The 14,486-nt window shown below is 71.4% G+C and carries 15 protein-coding genes; 10 read left to right on the forward strand and 5 right to left on the reverse strand.

What is annotated here, in order from left to right; translation table 11 throughout:
• Nucleotides 1-72 precede the first annotated feature (72 nt).
• The gene (locus ACZ56E_RS07540) at nt 73-414 is read right to left on the reverse strand and encodes a hypothetical protein (RefSeq protein WP_470978607.1); all 342 of its coding nucleotides are present in this window, start codon (nt 412-414) and stop codon (nt 73-75) included.
• 72 nt (nt 415-486) lie between these two features.
• Between ACZ56E_RS07540 and ACZ56E_RS07545 the strand changes: the two genes are divergently transcribed.
• The 7 genes from ACZ56E_RS07545 (at nt 487) to ACZ56E_RS07575 (ending at nt 8,607) form a co-directional block, all read left to right on the forward strand.
• Nucleotides 487-732, forward strand: a complete 246-nt coding sequence (locus tag ACZ56E_RS07545; RefSeq protein ID WP_471212101.1) for a helix-turn-helix transcriptional regulator — start codon at nt 487-489, stop codon at nt 730-732.
• Complete coding sequence (locus ACZ56E_RS07550) at nt 732-1,286, forward strand: hypothetical protein (protein WP_471212102.1); 555 nt, start codon at nt 732-734, stop codon at nt 1,284-1,286. Before ACZ56E_RS07545 ends, ACZ56E_RS07550 begins: the two co-directional genes overlap by 1 nt.
• An 81-nt stretch (nt 1,287-1,367) precedes the next feature.
• Complete coding sequence (locus ACZ56E_RS07555) at nt 1,368-2,897, forward strand: aldehyde dehydrogenase family protein (protein WP_471212105.1); 1,530 nt, start codon at nt 1,368-1,370, stop codon at nt 2,895-2,897.
• A gap of 125 nt (nt 2,898-3,022) precedes the next feature.
• The gene (locus ACZ56E_RS07560; RefSeq protein WP_471212106.1) at nt 3,023-4,558 is read left to right on the forward strand and encodes a GMC family oxidoreductase; all 1,536 of its coding nucleotides are present in this window, start codon (nt 3,023-3,025) and stop codon (nt 4,556-4,558) included.
• Nucleotides 4,555-5,664 (forward strand): quaternary amine ABC transporter ATP-binding protein, encoded by a 1,110-nt coding sequence (locus ACZ56E_RS07565; protein WP_471212109.1) that lies wholly within the window; start codon nt 4,555-4,557, stop codon nt 5,662-5,664. The genes ACZ56E_RS07560 and ACZ56E_RS07565 overlap by 4 nt, the downstream gene beginning before the upstream one ends.
• Nucleotides 5,664-7,640: an ABC transporter permease gene (locus ACZ56E_RS07570; protein ID WP_471212111.1), complete on the forward strand. Its 1,977-nt coding sequence runs from the start codon at nt 5,664-5,666 to the stop codon at nt 7,638-7,640. Before ACZ56E_RS07565 ends, ACZ56E_RS07570 begins: the two co-directional genes overlap by 1 nt.
• A 1-nt stretch (nt 7,641) precedes the next feature.
• Complete coding sequence (locus ACZ56E_RS07575) at nt 7,642-8,607, forward strand: ABC transporter substrate-binding protein (RefSeq protein ID WP_468604659.1); 966 nt, start codon at nt 7,642-7,644, stop codon at nt 8,605-8,607.
• A 69-nt stretch (nt 8,608-8,676) separates the two neighbouring features.
• Here the strand turns inward: ACZ56E_RS07575 and ACZ56E_RS07580 are convergent, their stop codons facing one another.
• Genes ACZ56E_RS07580 through ACZ56E_RS07590 form a run of 3 tightly spaced genes read right to left on the reverse strand, consistent with a single transcriptional unit; the run spans nt 8,677 to nt 10,339 of the window.
• Nucleotides 8,677-9,405: an isocitrate lyase/PEP mutase family protein gene (locus ACZ56E_RS07580; RefSeq protein WP_471213088.1), complete on the reverse strand. Its 729-nt coding sequence runs from the start codon at nt 9,403-9,405 to the stop codon at nt 8,677-8,679.
• Nucleotides 9,402-9,848 carry a carboxymuconolactone decarboxylase family protein gene (locus ACZ56E_RS07585; RefSeq protein ID WP_471212114.1) on the reverse strand — a complete coding sequence of 149 codons (447 nt, stop codon included), beginning with the start codon at nt 9,846-9,848 and terminating at the stop codon, nt 9,402-9,404. Before ACZ56E_RS07585 ends, ACZ56E_RS07580 begins: the two co-directional genes overlap by 4 nt.
• Nucleotides 9,845-10,339 (reverse strand): carboxymuconolactone decarboxylase family protein, encoded by a 495-nt coding sequence (locus ACZ56E_RS07590; protein WP_468604663.1) that lies wholly within the window; start codon nt 10,337-10,339, stop codon nt 9,845-9,847. Before ACZ56E_RS07590 ends, ACZ56E_RS07585 begins: the two co-directional genes overlap by 4 nt.
• A gap of 46 nt (nt 10,340-10,385) precedes the next feature.
• Here ACZ56E_RS07590 and pdxR point away from each other — a divergent pair, with 46 nt between their 5' ends.
• The gene (gene pdxR, locus ACZ56E_RS07595) at nt 10,386-11,795 is read left to right on the forward strand and encodes a MocR-like pyridoxine biosynthesis transcription factor PdxR (protein ID WP_471212116.1); all 1,410 of its coding nucleotides are present in this window, start codon (nt 10,386-10,388) and stop codon (nt 11,793-11,795) included.
• A 23-nt stretch (nt 11,796-11,818) separates the two neighbouring features.
• Here pdxR and ACZ56E_RS07600 read toward each other — a convergent pair whose 3' ends face one another.
• A complete protein-coding gene (locus ACZ56E_RS07600) occupies nt 11,819-12,685 on the reverse strand; it encodes a DMT family protein (RefSeq protein WP_471213090.1) in 867 nt (288 codons plus the stop codon).
• Between the two features lie 154 nt (nt 12,686-12,839).
• Here ACZ56E_RS07600 and ACZ56E_RS07605 point away from each other — a divergent pair, with 154 nt between their 5' ends.
• Both ACZ56E_RS07605 and ACZ56E_RS07610 read left to right on the forward strand, forming a co-directional pair.
• Entirely contained in the window at nt 12,840-13,259 is a 420-nt protein-coding gene (locus tag ACZ56E_RS07605; RefSeq protein WP_471212118.1) for a hypothetical protein, read from the forward strand.
• Between the two features lie 18 nt (nt 13,260-13,277).
• Nucleotides 13,278-14,471 (forward strand): glutathionylspermidine synthase family protein, encoded by a 1,194-nt coding sequence (locus ACZ56E_RS07610; protein WP_471212120.1) that lies wholly within the window; start codon nt 13,278-13,280, stop codon nt 14,469-14,471.
• Nucleotides 14,472-14,486 lie beyond the last annotated feature (15 nt).

A 14,486-nucleotide genomic window follows, 5' to 3' on the forward strand; every position in this document is an offset into this window, starting at 1 on the left:
TGAAAGACCGCCCCCCGTCAGCCGTCAAGGCCGCCGGGGGGCGGTCTTATTGGCCGACGGGTGCCCGCCGGCTCAGGTGTGAGAGGCGTCCGCCGCCTGCAGTGCCGCCGCCTCCTTGGACAGCAGGACCGCCGACGCCAGGCTCAGGCCCGGTTCGGCCTGGCGCAGGGCCTTGACCGCGTGGACCGAGTCGGCGGGGCCCGTGTGCCCGGCGGCGGTGATCCGGCGCAGGGCCCAGCGGCCGCGTATCTCGGAGTCCGGGACGGCGGCCGCGCGGGCGAGGAGCGCCGCCGCGCGCTCGAGGCCGGGGCGGTCCTTCTCGTCGGCCGTCGCGAGCGCCTCGCGCAGCTCGTCCGCGACCGCGTCCGTGTCGCGCAGGGCGATCACCATCAGTTCCCGCTTGGTGCCGAACATGTCTTCCGCTCCCTGTCCTCGTGGCCCTCATGGCTCTTGCTGTCGTACTCGTAAATGTAGTACTTCTTATACATGAGCGAGCAAGTGCACAACAGGTTGGCGATGGTGCGCGCCGAGCGGAAGGTGTCGCGTCAGAGCCTGGCCGAGGCAGTGGGAGCCCACTACCAGACCATCGGCTACATCGAGCGCGGGCAGTACAACCCGAGCCTCGACCTCGCGCTGAAGATCGCGAAGTTCTTCGCGCTGCCGGTCGAGGCCCTGTTCTCCCTCGAGCCGTTTCGCCCGCTCACGGATGAGGTCTACGGGAGGAAGCAGTGATGAGGACCGACGAGCGCCCCCTGACCGGTTACGACCGGCGGATGTACGCGATCATGAACCGGCGCGAGGCCGCCCCGCTCTACGCCACCGCGGCCCGCCGCCGCGCCGCGGTCGTCACGCACATGGCGCTGACCGCCGCGGGCATCACCTGCTGGCTCTACTCCGTGCTCGGCGACAAGCTCTGGGCGACGTTCGGGATGTTCGGGGTCCTGCTGCCGTGGTGCGTGGCGACCGGTGTCATCAACGGCGCCACCCGCGGCCTCCTGCAGCTGCGTGCACGCGCCCTCGACGAGCGGCAGCGCGCCGAGAAGAACCGCGTCGCGGCCCGCGCGCACCACGTGATGCTGTGGCTGCTGCTGGCCGTGACCGCCGTGGTGGGGGTCGGGGGCCTCGCGGGCGTGGAGATCGAGGGGCTGGTCTTCCCGGTGCTGTTCAGCGTGTTCGTCGTGCACTGGCTGATGCCGCTGTGGATGGTGGGGCTCACGGCCGACGACGAGCCCGCGGACGACGAGTTCGGCGAGGAGGCCGCCGCCGACGCCACCGGCGGCGAGTGACGCAGCGCACGTGTGAGACGCGCATGCATTGTTCCGGTCAGGGAAGGTGCACCCGGCTGCCGCGAGTGACAGGCGGGGCATATGACAGGAACGGAAGGCAAACGGGACGTGTCCGCACAACAGACCATCCATGTGGGCGGAGAGTGGCTTGCGGCCGCCTCCGGCGCCACCCGCGAGATCCTCGACCCGGCGGATGCCAAGCCGTTCGCCGTGATCGCCGAGGGCGGAGCGGACGACGCGGACGCCGCCATCGCCGCCGCCCGCAAGGCCTTCGACGAGGGCCCGTGGCCGAGCACCTCGGTCGCCGAGCGCGCCGCGCTCCTGCGCCGCGTCGCCGATCTCCTCGTACGCGACCGCGAGGAGATCGGCCTCCTGGAGAGCCGCGACGCGGGCAAGACCCTCGAAGAGGGCCGCGTCGACGTGGACTGCGTCGCCGACGCCTTCCGTTACTTCGCCGACCTGGTGATCGGCGAAGGAGCCGGACGGGTCGTGGACGCCGGGTCCGACGACATCCACAGCGTCGTCGTGCACGAGCCCGTCGGCGTCTGCTCGATGATCACGCCCTGGAACTATCCCCTGCTCCAGGCCAGCTGGAAGATCGCGCCCGCCCTCGCCGCCGGCAACACCTTCGTCATCAAGCCCAGCGAGATCACCCCGCTGACGACGGTCGCGCTCATCGAGCTGCTCGTCGAGGCCGGACTGCCCGCAGGTGTCGCCAACATCGTCACCGGGCCCGGCCACACCGTCGGCGCCCGCCTCGCCGACCACCCCGACGTCGACCTGGTCTCCTTCACCGGCGGCCTCGTCTCCGGCACCAAGGTCGCCCAGGCAGCCGCGCTCGGCGTGAAGAAGGTCGCCCTGGAGCTCGGCGGCAAGAACCCCAACGTCGTCTTCGCCGACGCCTGCGCCACGGAGGAAGGGTTCGACACCGCCGTCGACCAGGCGCTGAACGCCGCCTTCATCCACAGCGGGCAGGTCTGCTCCGCCGGCGGCCGCCTCATCATCGAGGAGTCCGTGCGGGAACGTTTCGTCGCCGAACTCGCCCGCAGGGCCCGCAAGATCAAGCTCGGCCGCGGCACCGAGGACGGTGTCGAGTGCGGACCGCTCGTCTCGGCGCAGCAGCGCGAGAAGACCGAGATGTACGTGGCCTCCGCCCTGGACGAGGGCGCGGTGCTGCGCTCCGGCGGCAAGCGGCCCGAGCCGAGCGAAGTCCGGCCCGCCGACGGGTACTTCTACGAGCCGACCGTGCTCGACCAGTGCCACCGCGGGATGAAGGTCGTACGGGAAGAGGTCTTCGGACCCGTCCTGACCGTCGAGACCTTCCGCACCGAGGACGAGGCCGTCGCGCTCGCCAACGACACCGAGTACGGCCTCGCGGGCGCCGTGTGGACCAGCGACCAGGGCCGCGCGAGCCGCATGGCGCGCCGGATGCGCCACGGCACCATCTGGATCAACGACTTCCACCCCTACCTCCCGCAGGCGGAGTGGGGCGGCTTCGGCAAGAGCGGCGTCGGGCGCGAGCTCGGCCCCGCGGGCCTCGCCGAGTACCGCGAGTCCAAGCACATCTACCAGAACCTGGCACCGCAGCCGGTCCGCTGGTTCGCCGGCTGACACCTGGCAGAGGAGAGGTACGCGCGGGGCGGGAGGTCCGCCCCGCGCGCAACACGTTCAAGCGCCCCCCGCTCATTACGCGCTAGCACTTTGGCACGACCTCGCAGGAAGAGGAGTACGTACGCATGTCTGACCAGACCGAGTTCGACTACGTCATCGTCGGTGGCGGCACCGCCGGATCGGTGATCGCGTCCCGCCTCACCGAGAACCCGGACGTCACCGTCGCCGTCATCGAGGGCGGCCCCAGCGACATCGACCGCGAGGACGTCCTCACGCTGCGCAAGTGGCTCGGGCTGCTCGGCGGCGAGCTCGACTACGAGTACACGACCACCGAACAGCCGCGCGGCAACTCGCACATCCTGCACAGCCGCGCCAAGGTGCTCGGCGGCTGCTCGTCGCACAACACCCTCATCTCCTTCAAGCCGCTGCCGTCCGACTGGGACGAGTGGGAGGAGGCGGGCGCGGCCGGCTGGAACGCCAAGGCCATGGACCCCTACTTCGGCAAGCTGCGCAACAACATCGTGCGCGTCGCCAAGAAGGACCAGAACCAGATCGCCACCGACTGGGTCGAGGCGACGAAGACCGCGCTCGGCGTCCCGGAGATCGTCGGCTTCAACGACAAGCCCTTCGATGAGGGCGTCGGCTTCTTCGACCTCTCGTACCACCCGGAGAACAACAAGCGCTCCTCCGCCTCCGTCGCCTACCTCCACCCCCACATGGAGGCCGGTGACCGCCCGAACCTCCACCTCTTCCTGGAGACCTGGGCCACCAAGCTGGAGCTGGCCGGCAAGACCGCGCGCGGCGTCCACATCCGCACGAAGGACGGTGTGGAGAAGCTCTTCACCGCCCGCCGCGAGGTGCTCGTCTGCGCCGGCGCCATCGACACGCCGCGGCTGCTCATGCACTCCGGCATCGGCCCGAAGAAGGACCTCGAAGCCCTCGGCATCCCGGTCGTCCACGACCTGCCCGGCGTCGGCGAGAACCTCATCGACCACCCCGAGTCGGTCATCGTCTGGGAGACCGAAGGGCCGATCCCCGGCAACTCCGCGATGGACTCGGACGCCGGTCTGTTCGTGAAGCGGGACCCGGACCACAAGGGCCCGGACCTGATGTTCCACTTCTACCAGATCCCGTTCACCGACAACCCGGAGCGCCTCGGCTACGAACGCCCCGAGCACGGTGTGTCGATGACCCCGAACATCCCCAAGTCGCGCGCCCGCGGCCGTCTCTACCTGACGTCGGCGGACCCGGAGGTCAAGCCCGCCCTCGACTTCAAGTACTTCGAGGACGAGGGCGACTACGACGGGCAGACGCTCGTCGACGGCATCAAGCTGGCCCGCAAGGTCGCGCAGGCCGAGCCGTTCAAGAAGTGGCTCAAGCGCGAGGTGTTCCCCGGCCCCGACGTCACCGACGACGCCGAGATCAGCGAACTCGTCCGCAAGGCCGCGCACACCGTCTACCACCCGGCGGGCACCTGCCGAATGGGTGCTTCCACTGATGAACTCGCCGTGGTCGACCCGGAGCTGAGAATCCGGGGCCTGGCAGGAATCCGTATCGCGGACGCATCCGTCTTCCCGACGATGCCCGCCGTGAACCCGATGATCGGAGTACTCATGGTCGGGGAGAAATGTGCCGAGATCCTTGGTGGTGGCGGCCGATGAGCGAGGCCACCGCGACGATCGCGGACCAGGACGAGACAGCCGCTGACGGACCCGTCTTCGCCGTCAAGAACCTCTGGAAGGTCTTCGGCCCCGGCGCCGAGCGCATACCCGGCAACGAGGAGGTGCACGGCCTCAGCCCCGCCGAACTGCGGGACCGTACCGGCTGCACCGCCGCCGTCCGCGATGTGTCCTTCGAGGTCAACAAGGGCGAGGTCTTCGTCGTCATGGGCCTGTCGGGCTCCGGCAAGTCCACCCTCGTACGCTGCCTGACCCGGCTCATCGAGCCCACCTCCGGCGCCCTCGCCATCGACGGCGAGGACGTCCTCGCCATGGACAAGGCCCGGCTGCGCGAACTGCGCCGCCACCGTGCCGCCATGGTCTTCCAGCACTTCGGTCTCCTGCCGCACCGCTCGGTCCTCGACAACGTCGCGTACGGCCTGGAGATCCAGGGCGTCGGCAAGGCCGAGCGCCGCGCCAAGGCCCTCGAAGTCGTCAAGAAGGTCGGCCTCGAAGGGCTCGAACAGCGCAAGCCCGGCCAGCTCTCCGGCGGCCAGCAGCAGCGTGTGGGCCTGGCCCGCGCCCTCGCCGTCGACCCCGAAGTCCTCCTCTTCGACGAGCCGTTCAGCGCCCTCGACCCGCTGATCCGCCGCGACATGCAGGAAGAAGTCGTCCGCCTGCACCGCGAAGAGGGCCGCACCATGGTCTTCATCACCCACGACCTCAGCGAGGCCCTCAAGCTCGGCGACCGCATCGCCCTGATGCGCGACGGCCGCGTCGTGCAGCTCGGCACGCCCGAGGAGATCGTCGGCTCCCCGGCCGACGACTACGTGCGCGACTTCGTGCGCGACGTGGTGCGCGCCGACGTGATGAGCGTGCGCAGCGCCATGCGCCCCGCCGAGGGCGACGAGGAGAGCGCCGGCGCGGCGCTCGCCCCCGACGCCAAGGTCTCCGAGGCCATCGAGGCCGTCGCCCGCACCGGCTCCCCGGTGCGCGTGATGGACGGCAAGCGCTGCCTCGGCGTGGTGGACCACGCCGGGCTGCTCGCCGTGGTCGCGGGCACCGCGACGGCGTCCCCTGTCCCCGGCCGGGGCGAGGCGATCGCCTGATGGCCACCGCCACCGCCTCGGGCCCCGTGCGCGACACCGGGATCGGCGCGCTCCTGCGCCACCGTGCCGTCTCCAAGCTGCTGCTGCTCGCCGTCGCCGCGGCCGTCCTCGTGCCGATCGTCAACGCCAAGTGGGCCTCCGGCGCCTGGCCGGACGCGCTCACCGTCGACCTGACCGAGCCGCTCGGCAGGACGACCGACTGGATCATCGACAACCGCGACAGCCATCCGCTGTTCACCTACTTCCTCGGGCACGTCTCCAACGCCATCGTGCTCTCCGTGCGCGGCGTCTACCTCGTGCTGCTCGCCGCGGGCTGGGCGGGCGTGACCATCGGCGCCGGGCTCGTCGCCTGGCGCGTGGCGGGCGTCAGGCTCGCCGTCCTGGCGTCGGCCTCGTTCGCCGTGTGCGGACTGCTCGGCATGTGGGTGCCGACCATGCAGACCCTCGCCCTGATGATCGTGGCGGTCCTCGCCTCGGTCGTCATCGGCCTGCTGCTCGGCCTCGCGGGCGGCCTGAACGACCGGATCTTCCGGATCCTGCGGCCGGTCCTCGACACCATGCAGGTGCTGCCCGCCTACGCCTACCTGCTGCCGTTCGCCCTCGTCTTCGGCATGGGCGTCCCCGCGGCCATCATCGCGACCGTCGTCTACGCCGCCCCGCCCATGGCCCGGCTCACCGCGCTCGGCCTGCGCGGCGCCGACGGCGGCGTGATGGAGGCGGTGACCTCGCTCGGCGCGACCGGCCGGCAGCGCCTGTTCTCCGCGCGCCTGCCGCTCGCCCTCAAGGAACTCCTGCTCGGCCTCAACCAGACGATCATGATGGCGCTCTCCATGGCCGTCATCGCCTCGGTGATCGGCGCGGGCGGTCTCGGCGACCGCGTCTACCAGGCGCTCTCCACCGTCGACGTCGGCCAGGCGCTCGCCGCCGGCATCCCGATCGTGCTGCTCGCCGTGGTCCTCGACCGCGTGACAGGCGCGGCCGGGGAGCGCACGGGCGCGCACACCGAGGACACGTCGCCGCTGCGCGGCTGGCGCGGCTGGTCCGTCGCGGGCGCCCTGACGGTCGTCGCCGCGCTCGCCGCCCGCTTCGCGGACCGCGTGGACTGGCCGACCGGCTGGGTCGTCAACATCGCCCCATCGGTCAACACCGCCAAGGAGTGGATGGTCGACCACATCTACACCGGCGTGCCCGTCGTCGGCGGCACCGCCGACTGGGCCTCGCACTTCACCACCTGGATCCTCAACCCGGTCAGGGACGGCCTCCAGGGCCTGCCCTGGTGGTCGGTGCTGCTCGTCGTCGCCGCGCTCGCCTGGCTGATCGGCACCTGGCAGACGGCGCTCACCGCCGTCGCCGCGATGGCCGCGATCGGCGTGCTCGGCGTGTGGGACAAGTCCCTCGACACGCTCGCGCAGGTCCTCGCCGGTGTCGCCGTGACCCTGGTGCTCGGCTTCGCGATCGGCATCGCGGCGTCCCGCAGCAAGCGGTTCGAACGCCTGCTCCGCCCGGTGCTCGACGTCTTCCAGACGATGCCGCAGTTCGTCTACCTCATCCCGGTCGTCGCCCTCTTCGGCATCGGCCGCGCCCCCGCGGTCGCCGCCGCCGTCGTCTACGCGCTGCCCGCCGTCGTCCGCATCACCACGCAGGGCATCAGCCAGGTCGACGCCGCCGCGATGGAGTCCTCGCGCTCGCTCGGCGCCACGAGCTGGCAGCAGCTGCGCAAGGTCCAGCTGCCGTTGGCCCGCCCTGCCCTCATGCTCGCCCTCAACCAGGGCGTCGTCCTCGTCCTCGCCGTCGTCGTCATCGGCGGTCTGGTCGGCGGTGGCGCGCTCGGCTACGACGTGGTGTTCGGCATCGCCCAGGGCGATCTGGCGACGGGCCTGGTGGCCGGTGCCGCGATCGTCTGCCTCGGCCTGATGCTCGACCGGGTCACGCAGCCCACGGAACGCCGGCCCCGCCGCGCGAAGAAGGGAGCCTGACATGCGCGTTCGTACGCGTGTCATGAGCGCCGTCACGGCCGCCGGTGCGCTCCTCGCGCTCTCCGGCTGCGGCGCCGCCGACATGAGCAAGCAGGCGTCGCCGTACGCGAACGCCGCAGGCGCCAAGACGGTGACCCTCTCGGTCCAGTCCTGGGTCGGCGCGCAGGCGGACGTCGCCGTCGCCGAGTACCTGCTCAAGAACGAGCTCGGCTACCGCGTCGACAAGGTCCAGATCGACGAGGTGCCCGCCTGGGACGCCCTCAGCCAGGGCCGCGTCGACGCGATCATGGAGGACTGGGGCCACCCGGACCAGGAGCAGCGGTACGTCAAGGACAAGAAGACGATCGTCCCCGGCGGCGACGTCGGCGTGACGGGGCACATCGGCTGGTACGTCCCGACGTACTTCGCGAAGAAGCACCCGGACGTCACGGACTGGAAGAACCTCAACAAGTACGCCGACCAGTTCCGCACGTCCGAGAGCGGCAGCAAGGGCCAGCTCATGGACGGCTCCCCGTCGTACGTGACGAACGACAAGGCCCTGGTGGAGAACCTGGACCTGGACTACCAGGTCGTCTTCGCGGGGTCCGAGGCGGCGCAGATCACCCAGATCGAGCAGTTCGCCAAGCAGAAGAAGCCGTTCCTCACCTACTGGTACAAGCCGCAGTGGCTGTTCGAGAAGGTGCCGATGACGGAGGTGAAGCTGCCCGAGTACAAGGAGGGCTGCGACGCCGACCCGGCGAAGATCAAGTGCGCCTATCCGCACACGCCCCTGCAGAAGTACTTCAACGCGGACTTCGCGAAGAACGGCGGGGACGCCGCGAAGTTCCTGAAGAACTTCAAGTGGTCGGAGGAGGACCAGAACGAGGTCTCCCTGATGATCGCCGACAAGAAGATGTCGCCGGAGGACGCGGCGAAGGCGTGGATCGACAAGAACGAGTCGAAGTGGAAGGGCTGGCTGCCGAAGTAGCCCTTACGTGGGGTGGTGCCGGGTGCCTCGCGAGGAGGCGCCCGGCATTTCCGCCTCTGTCTTCCGGGTCTACCTCAGCTGAGCGGCGACGTCCCGCAGGGCCGACATGGCCCGGTGCAGCAGCCCGGGGCCGAACGTAACCCGCGTGGCGCCCAGCGCGCCGAGCTCCCGCGGGGAGGGCCCGTCGGGCATCGCCAGCACGTTGACCGGCCCCTCGATCCCGGCCCGCAGCGCGGGAATCGCCTCGGCGGGCGCCAGGATCGGATAGACGCAGTCGGCCCCGGCGGCCACGTACAGGCGGGCCCGCTCGATCGCGGCCGCCGGGTCCTCGACACCCCGTACGAACGTATCCACGCGGGCGTTGACGAAGAGCCGGTCGCCCGCCGCCTCGCGCACCTCCGCGAGGAAGGCGGCCTGCTCGGCGGGGTCCCGCAGCGTGCCCGTCACGCCCTTGCCGCCGAAGGAGTCCTCCAGGTTGCAGCCGACGGCCCCCGTCTCCAGGAGCCGGTCCACCAGCTCCTTCGGGGCGAGGCCGTAGCCGGTCTCGACGTCGGCGGTCACGGGCACGGAGACGGCCCGCACGATCCGCGTGATCGCCGCGAACATGTCCCGGGGCGACACCTGCCCGTCCTCGTACCCGAGGGAGAGCGCGATCCCGGCGCTGGGCGTGGCGAGCGCCTCGTACCCCGCCTCCTCGAACACCCGGGCGCTCGCGGCGTCCCACGGCCCGGGCAGGATCAGCGGGTCGTCCTGTGCCCGGCCGTGGTGCAGGGCGCGCAGTGTGTCGACAGGGTTCACCACGCGGGGCCTCCGGGCGCGATGCGGCGGCTGACCATGAGCCGGTTCCAGCTGTTGATGACGGTGATCACGCCGATGAGGTGGGCGAGTTCACCCTCGGTGAAGTGCTCGGTGGCCTTCGCGTACGCCGCGTCGGGCACGAAGCCCTCGGTAAGGACGGTGACGGCCTCGGTGAGGGCGAGGGCCGCGCGTTCGCGCTCGCTGAAGAGGTCGCCCGCCTCCTCCCAGGCGTTCAGGAGCGCGATGCGCTTCGGGGTCTCGCCGTGTTCGAGGGCGACGTCCACGTGCATGTCGAGGCAGAAGGCGCAGGCGTTGATCTGTGAGGCCCGCATCATCACCAGCTCGGCGAGCACGGGGTCGCCGAGCCCCTTCTTGGCGGCGGCGCTCAGCGCGCTCATGGCGCCCGCCACCTGCGGGTCCAGGCGGGTGGTGCGTGGGCTCACTTGGCGTTCGCCGCCTTGTAGTGGCCCGGCACCTGGCGCGTGCTGACACCGAAGCGGTTCCACGCGTTGATGACGGTGATCGCGGCGATGAGCTGGGTCAGCTCCGCCTCGTCGAAGTGCGCCGCAGCGTTCTCGTACACCTCGTCGGGTACGAAACCGTCGGTGAGAACCGTGATGGCCTCGGTCAGCTCGATCGCGGCGACCTCCTTGGCCGTGTAGAAGTGCCGCGACTCCTCCCAGGCGCTGAGCTGGACGATCCGCTCGACGCTCTCGCCCGCCGCGAGGGCGTCCTTGGTGTGCATGTCGAGGCAGAGCGCGCAGCGGTTGAGCTGCGAGGCACGGATCTTGACGAGCTCGAAGATCACCGGGTCGAGGCCCTTACGGGCGGCCGCGTCGAGCTTGATCATGGCCTTGAAGACCTCGGGGGCGTGCTCGGCCCAGGCGAGGCGGGGGGTGTGCTCGTGGACGTATTCCTTGGCTTCTGTCGTCATGGTTCGACGGTACGGGCGGAGTAGCCCACGGCTATGGTCCATTTTCATGGGAGAAAAATGGGCCACTTTGGGGGTCGACCTCCATCTGGAGACCGGCGGCGACGCGTCCCGCCACGGCGTCCGCAAGGGCCTCACGGACGCGCTGCGGGAGGCCGTGCGCGGCGGCCGCCTGGCGCCCGGCACCCGCCTGCCGTCGTCCCGCTCGCTCGCCGTCGACCTCGGCATCGCACGGAACACGGTGGCCGACGCGTACGCCGACCTGGTCGCCGAGGGCTGGCTCACGGCCCGCCAGGGGTCGGGCACGCGCGTCGCCGAGCGGGTGGTCGCGCCGCCGGTGCGGTCCGCGCCGCCCCGCAGGACGGGCGGGGCGCCCACGTACAACCTCACCCCGGGCTCGCCGGACCTCGCGTCCTTCCCGCGCGCGGAGTGGCTCAAGGCGGCCCGGCGCGCGCTGGCCGCGGCGCCCAACGACGCCCTCGGGTACGCGGACCCGCGCGGCCGCGTCGAGCTGCGCACCGCCCTCGCCGGCTACCTCGCGCGGGCCCGCGGCGTGCACGCGGACCCCGACCGGATCGTCGTCACCGCCGGGTTCGTGCACGCCCTCGCGGTCCTCGGCCGGGTGCTGCGGGCGCGCGGGCTGCGCGAGGTGACCGTGGAGTCGTACGGCCTCGACATCCACTGGAACCTGCTGCACCGCGCGGGCCTGCGCACGAAGCCGCTCGCCTTCGACGAACTCGGCACGGACGTCTCGGCGTTGGGCCCCGCATCGCCCAAGGCAGTGCTGCTCACCCCCGCGCACCAGTTCCCGATGGGCGTGCCGCTGCACCCCGACCGGCGGGCGGCGGCCGTCGACTGGGCGCGGCGTGCGGGCGGGGTGATCCTGGAGGACGACTACGACGGGGAGTTCCGGTACGACCGCCAGCCCGTCGGCGCGCTCCAGGGCCTCGATCCCGAACGTGTCGTGTACCTCGGCACGGCAAGCAAGTCCCTCGCCCCCGGCCTGCGCCTGGGCTGGATGGTGCTGCCTTCAGGGCTGTACGAGGAGGTTCTCGGAGAGAAGGACGCGGCCGGCGCGTCCTGCGGCGCCCTGGACCAGCTGACGCTCGCGGAGTTCATCACGTCGGGGGCGTACGACCGGCATGTGCGCGGCGCCCGGCTGCGGTACCGGCGCCGCCGCGACCAGCTGGTGGCGGCGCTGGCGGCGCGGGCTCCCGAGGTCCGCGCCACGGGTATCGCGGCGGGCCTGCACGCGGTGCTCGAACTCCCGCCGGGCACCGAACGCTCCATCGTGCAGGCGGCCAACTGGGAGCGCCTCGCGGTCCACGGCCTGGCCGGCTTCCGCCACCCCCTGGCAGGGGCGGCACGGGAGCGGGACGCGCTGGTGGTGGGGTACGGGACGCCGGCGGAGCACGCGTGGGCGGGGGCGCTGGAGGCGTTGTGCAGGGTGCTGCCGTGAGGCTCCGCCCGTGACCTGTGCGGTCAGTCGTGGTGGTCTTCGAGGAGTGGGGTCCTGGTCGGCGCCACGGCCTCCGCGGGGGCCTCGCCGAACCGGGCGAGGGCCAGCGCCCCCGCGACCGCCACCGCGAAGCCCAGGACCGCAAGCCAGCCCAGTCCGTCCCGCGTACGGTCGCCCAGCCAGACCACGCCCACCAGGGCGGGACCGATCGTCTCGCCGATCACCATGCCCGCCGTGGCCGTCGTCACCGAGCCGCGCTGCAGCGCCGAGGTGAGCAGCAGGAAGGCGGCGCCGCCGCCCAACAGCAGGGCGTACGTCGCCGGATTGGCCAGGAGCGCCCAGGGCGACACGTCGTCGACGAGACGTACGGACACCTCCACCACCCCGAAACCGCACCCCGCGCCCAGACCGAGCGCCAGCGCCCGCGCCCGTCCCGGCAGCCGCCCGGCGACCGCGCCGACGACCAGCACGGTGACGGCGATGCCGAGCATCACGTACCGCAGGGCCGTCGAGCCGGTGCGGTCGCCCTCGGCGCCGGACGCGAGACCCAGCAGCGCGAGCCCCGCGCAGACGACGCCCACCGCACCCCATTCGACGCCGCTGAGCCGCACCCGCAGCAGCCGGGACGCGACCACCGCCGTGACGGCGAGGCTGGCGGCGAGCGCCGCCCCCACCGCGTAGATGGGGACCGAGCGCAACGCCACGACCTGCAACAGGAAGCCGAGTCCGTCGAAGGCGAGCCCGGCGACATAGCGCCACTGGCGCAGGGCGCGCAGCAGCAGCGCCGGGTCGACGCCGGAGCCCGTGCCGGGCGCGGTGGCGCGAGTGGCGGCCGCCTGAAGAACCGAGGCCGTGCCGAAGCAGACCGCTGAGCCGAGTGCGCAAAACATCCCAAGAGACACGAAGTGACTGTAGAGGAAGGTGAGTCAAGGGAGACCCAAGGGACATTCGGTGGAGCCGGTTGGCACGGGGTGCCGGGGCGTCCCTACGCTGCTCCTTGTACGAACCATTCGTACGCGGCACGGCTACGGGGGACGACACCACATGGCACAGAAACAACCGCGACGGCTGCGGTCGAGCACGGTCGCGCTCGGCGGCATGGGCGTCCTCGCCGCGGCTCTCACCTCCTGCGGCTCCGACCCGGACCGCCGCTGTGTGGACCGGGACAGCTACGACCTCGTCAACGGCTATCGCGTCGTCAGTGACAGCAAGTGCAAGTCGGGAGGGACTAGTTCCTCCGGGTCTACCGGCAAGTCCCGCAAGGGTTCCTACGGCACGGGTACGAGCACGGGAACCGGCACCGGCAATTCTTCGGGCCGCACCGACCCCGCCTGGTACTACGACGCCGACGTCGACGGACGCTACGCCGACAACGGCACCTTCAGCCGCAGCGAGGCCGTCGACCGGGACGGCTTCGGCTGCTCGGGCGGCGGCAGCGGTGGCAGCGGCAGCAGCGGCGGCTGAGCGAGCGGTACGTACGCCATGGAACGCCGCACCACAGAACCCCGCCCCGACTGGCAGCGGACCGTCGAGGACCAGGGCCTCATCTACCCCCTGACGCGCTACCCCGACGACACCCTGCGCCCCTACTGGGACGAGAGCGCGTACTACGTCTTCTCGCTCCCCGAGGTCGAGGCCCTGGAGGAGGTCGTCGAGGAGCTGCACGCGATGTGCCTGGCCGCCGCCGCGCACATCGTCGAGCACGACCGGCTCGCCGACCTCGGCATCACGGACCCGCGGGTGGCGGCCGCCGTCACCGAGGCCTGGCACCGCCGCGCCGAACTGCCCTCCCTCTACGGCCGGTTCGACCTCCGCTACGACGGCACGGGCCCGGCCAAGATGCTGGAGTACAACGCCGACACCCCCACCTCCCTGGTCGAGGCCGCGAGCCCCCAGTGGTTCTGGATGGAGGAGCGCTTCCCGGGCGCCGACCAGTGGAACTCCCTCCACGAACGGCTCGTCGACGCCTGGAAGAAGCAGGCCCCGCTCCTCCCGCCCGGCGGCCCGCTGTACTTCGCCCACTCCGCGGGGGACGAGCTCGGCGAGGACCTGATGACGGTCGCGTATCTGCGGGAGACCGCCGAACAGGCCGGCCTCGCCGCCGAGTCCATCGCCATGGAGGACATCGGCTGGGACCGTCTCTCGCGCCGCTTCGTCGACAAGAAGCTCCGCTTCATGCGCAGCTGCTTCAAGCTCTACCCGTGGGAGTGGCTGACCACGGACCGCTTCGCGCCGCACGTCCTGGAGACCCTCGACAACGGCGGCGGCACGGGTTCGACCCTGTGGATCGAGCCTGCCTGGAAGATGCTCCTCTCCAACAAGGCGCTCCTTGCGGTGTTGTGGGAGCTGTACCCGGGCCACCCGAACCTGCTGCCCGCCTATCTGGACGGCCCGCGCGAACTGGCCGTGTCCGGCGGTTACGTCGCCAAGCCGCTGCTCGGGCGGGAGGGCGCGGGAGTGACCGTGCACGAACCGGGCCCCGCGCCCGTCGCGCCCGTACTCCGCGAAGAGCGCTGTTGCTACCAGGAGTTGGCGCCACTGCCCGACTTCGACGGCAACCGGGTCGTGCTCGGCGCGTGGGTCGTGGAGAACGAGGCGGCGGGGCTCGGCATCAGGGAGTCCTCGGGCCTGATCACGGACGAGTACGCGAGGTTCCTCCCGCACGTGATCCTGTGAACGAGTGGTCGGCTG

This window comes from Streptomyces sp. NPDC039480 (assembly GCF_055597165.1).

Excerpts from the sequence above, each read along its gene's own strand:
- ACZ56E_RS07590 (WP_468604663.1), bottom strand. The coding sequence starts at position 10,339 with ATGACGACAGAAGCCAAGGAATACGTCCACGAGCACACCCCCCGCCTC.
- pdxR (WP_471212116.1), top strand. The coding sequence starts at position 10,386 with ATGGGAGAAAAATGGGCCACTTTGGGGGTCGACCTCCATCTGGAGACC.
- ACZ56E_RS07545 (WP_471212101.1), top strand. The coding sequence starts at position 487 with ATGAGCGAGCAAGTGCACAACAGGTTGGCGATGGTGCGCGCCGAGCGG.
- ACZ56E_RS07570 (WP_471212111.1), top strand. The coding sequence starts at position 5,664 with ATGGCCACCGCCACCGCCTCGGGCCCCGTGCGCGACACCGGGATCGGC.
- ACZ56E_RS07600 (WP_471213090.1), bottom strand. The coding sequence starts at position 12,685 with ATGTTTTGCGCACTCGGCTCAGCGGTCTGCTTCGGCACGGCCTCGGTT.
- ACZ56E_RS07555 (WP_471212105.1), top strand. The coding sequence starts at position 1,368 with ATGACAGGAACGGAAGGCAAACGGGACGTGTCCGCACAACAGACCATC.
- ACZ56E_RS07540 (WP_470978607.1), bottom strand. The coding sequence starts at position 414 with ATGTTCGGCACCAAGCGGGAACTGATGGTGATCGCCCTGCGCGACACG.
- ACZ56E_RS07560 (WP_471212106.1), top strand. The coding sequence starts at position 3,023 with ATGTCTGACCAGACCGAGTTCGACTACGTCATCGTCGGTGGCGGCACC.
- ACZ56E_RS07565 (WP_471212109.1), top strand. The coding sequence starts at position 4,555 with ATGAGCGAGGCCACCGCGACGATCGCGGACCAGGACGAGACAGCCGCT.
- ACZ56E_RS07605 (WP_471212118.1), top strand. The coding sequence starts at position 12,840 with ATGGCACAGAAACAACCGCGACGGCTGCGGTCGAGCACGGTCGCGCTC.
- ACZ56E_RS07550 (WP_471212102.1), top strand. The coding sequence starts at position 732 with ATGAGGACCGACGAGCGCCCCCTGACCGGTTACGACCGGCGGATGTAC.
- ACZ56E_RS07610 (WP_471212120.1), top strand. The coding sequence starts at position 13,278 with ATGGAACGCCGCACCACAGAACCCCGCCCCGACTGGCAGCGGACCGTC.
- ACZ56E_RS07575 (WP_468604659.1), top strand. The coding sequence starts at position 7,642 with ATGCGCGTTCGTACGCGTGTCATGAGCGCCGTCACGGCCGCCGGTGCG.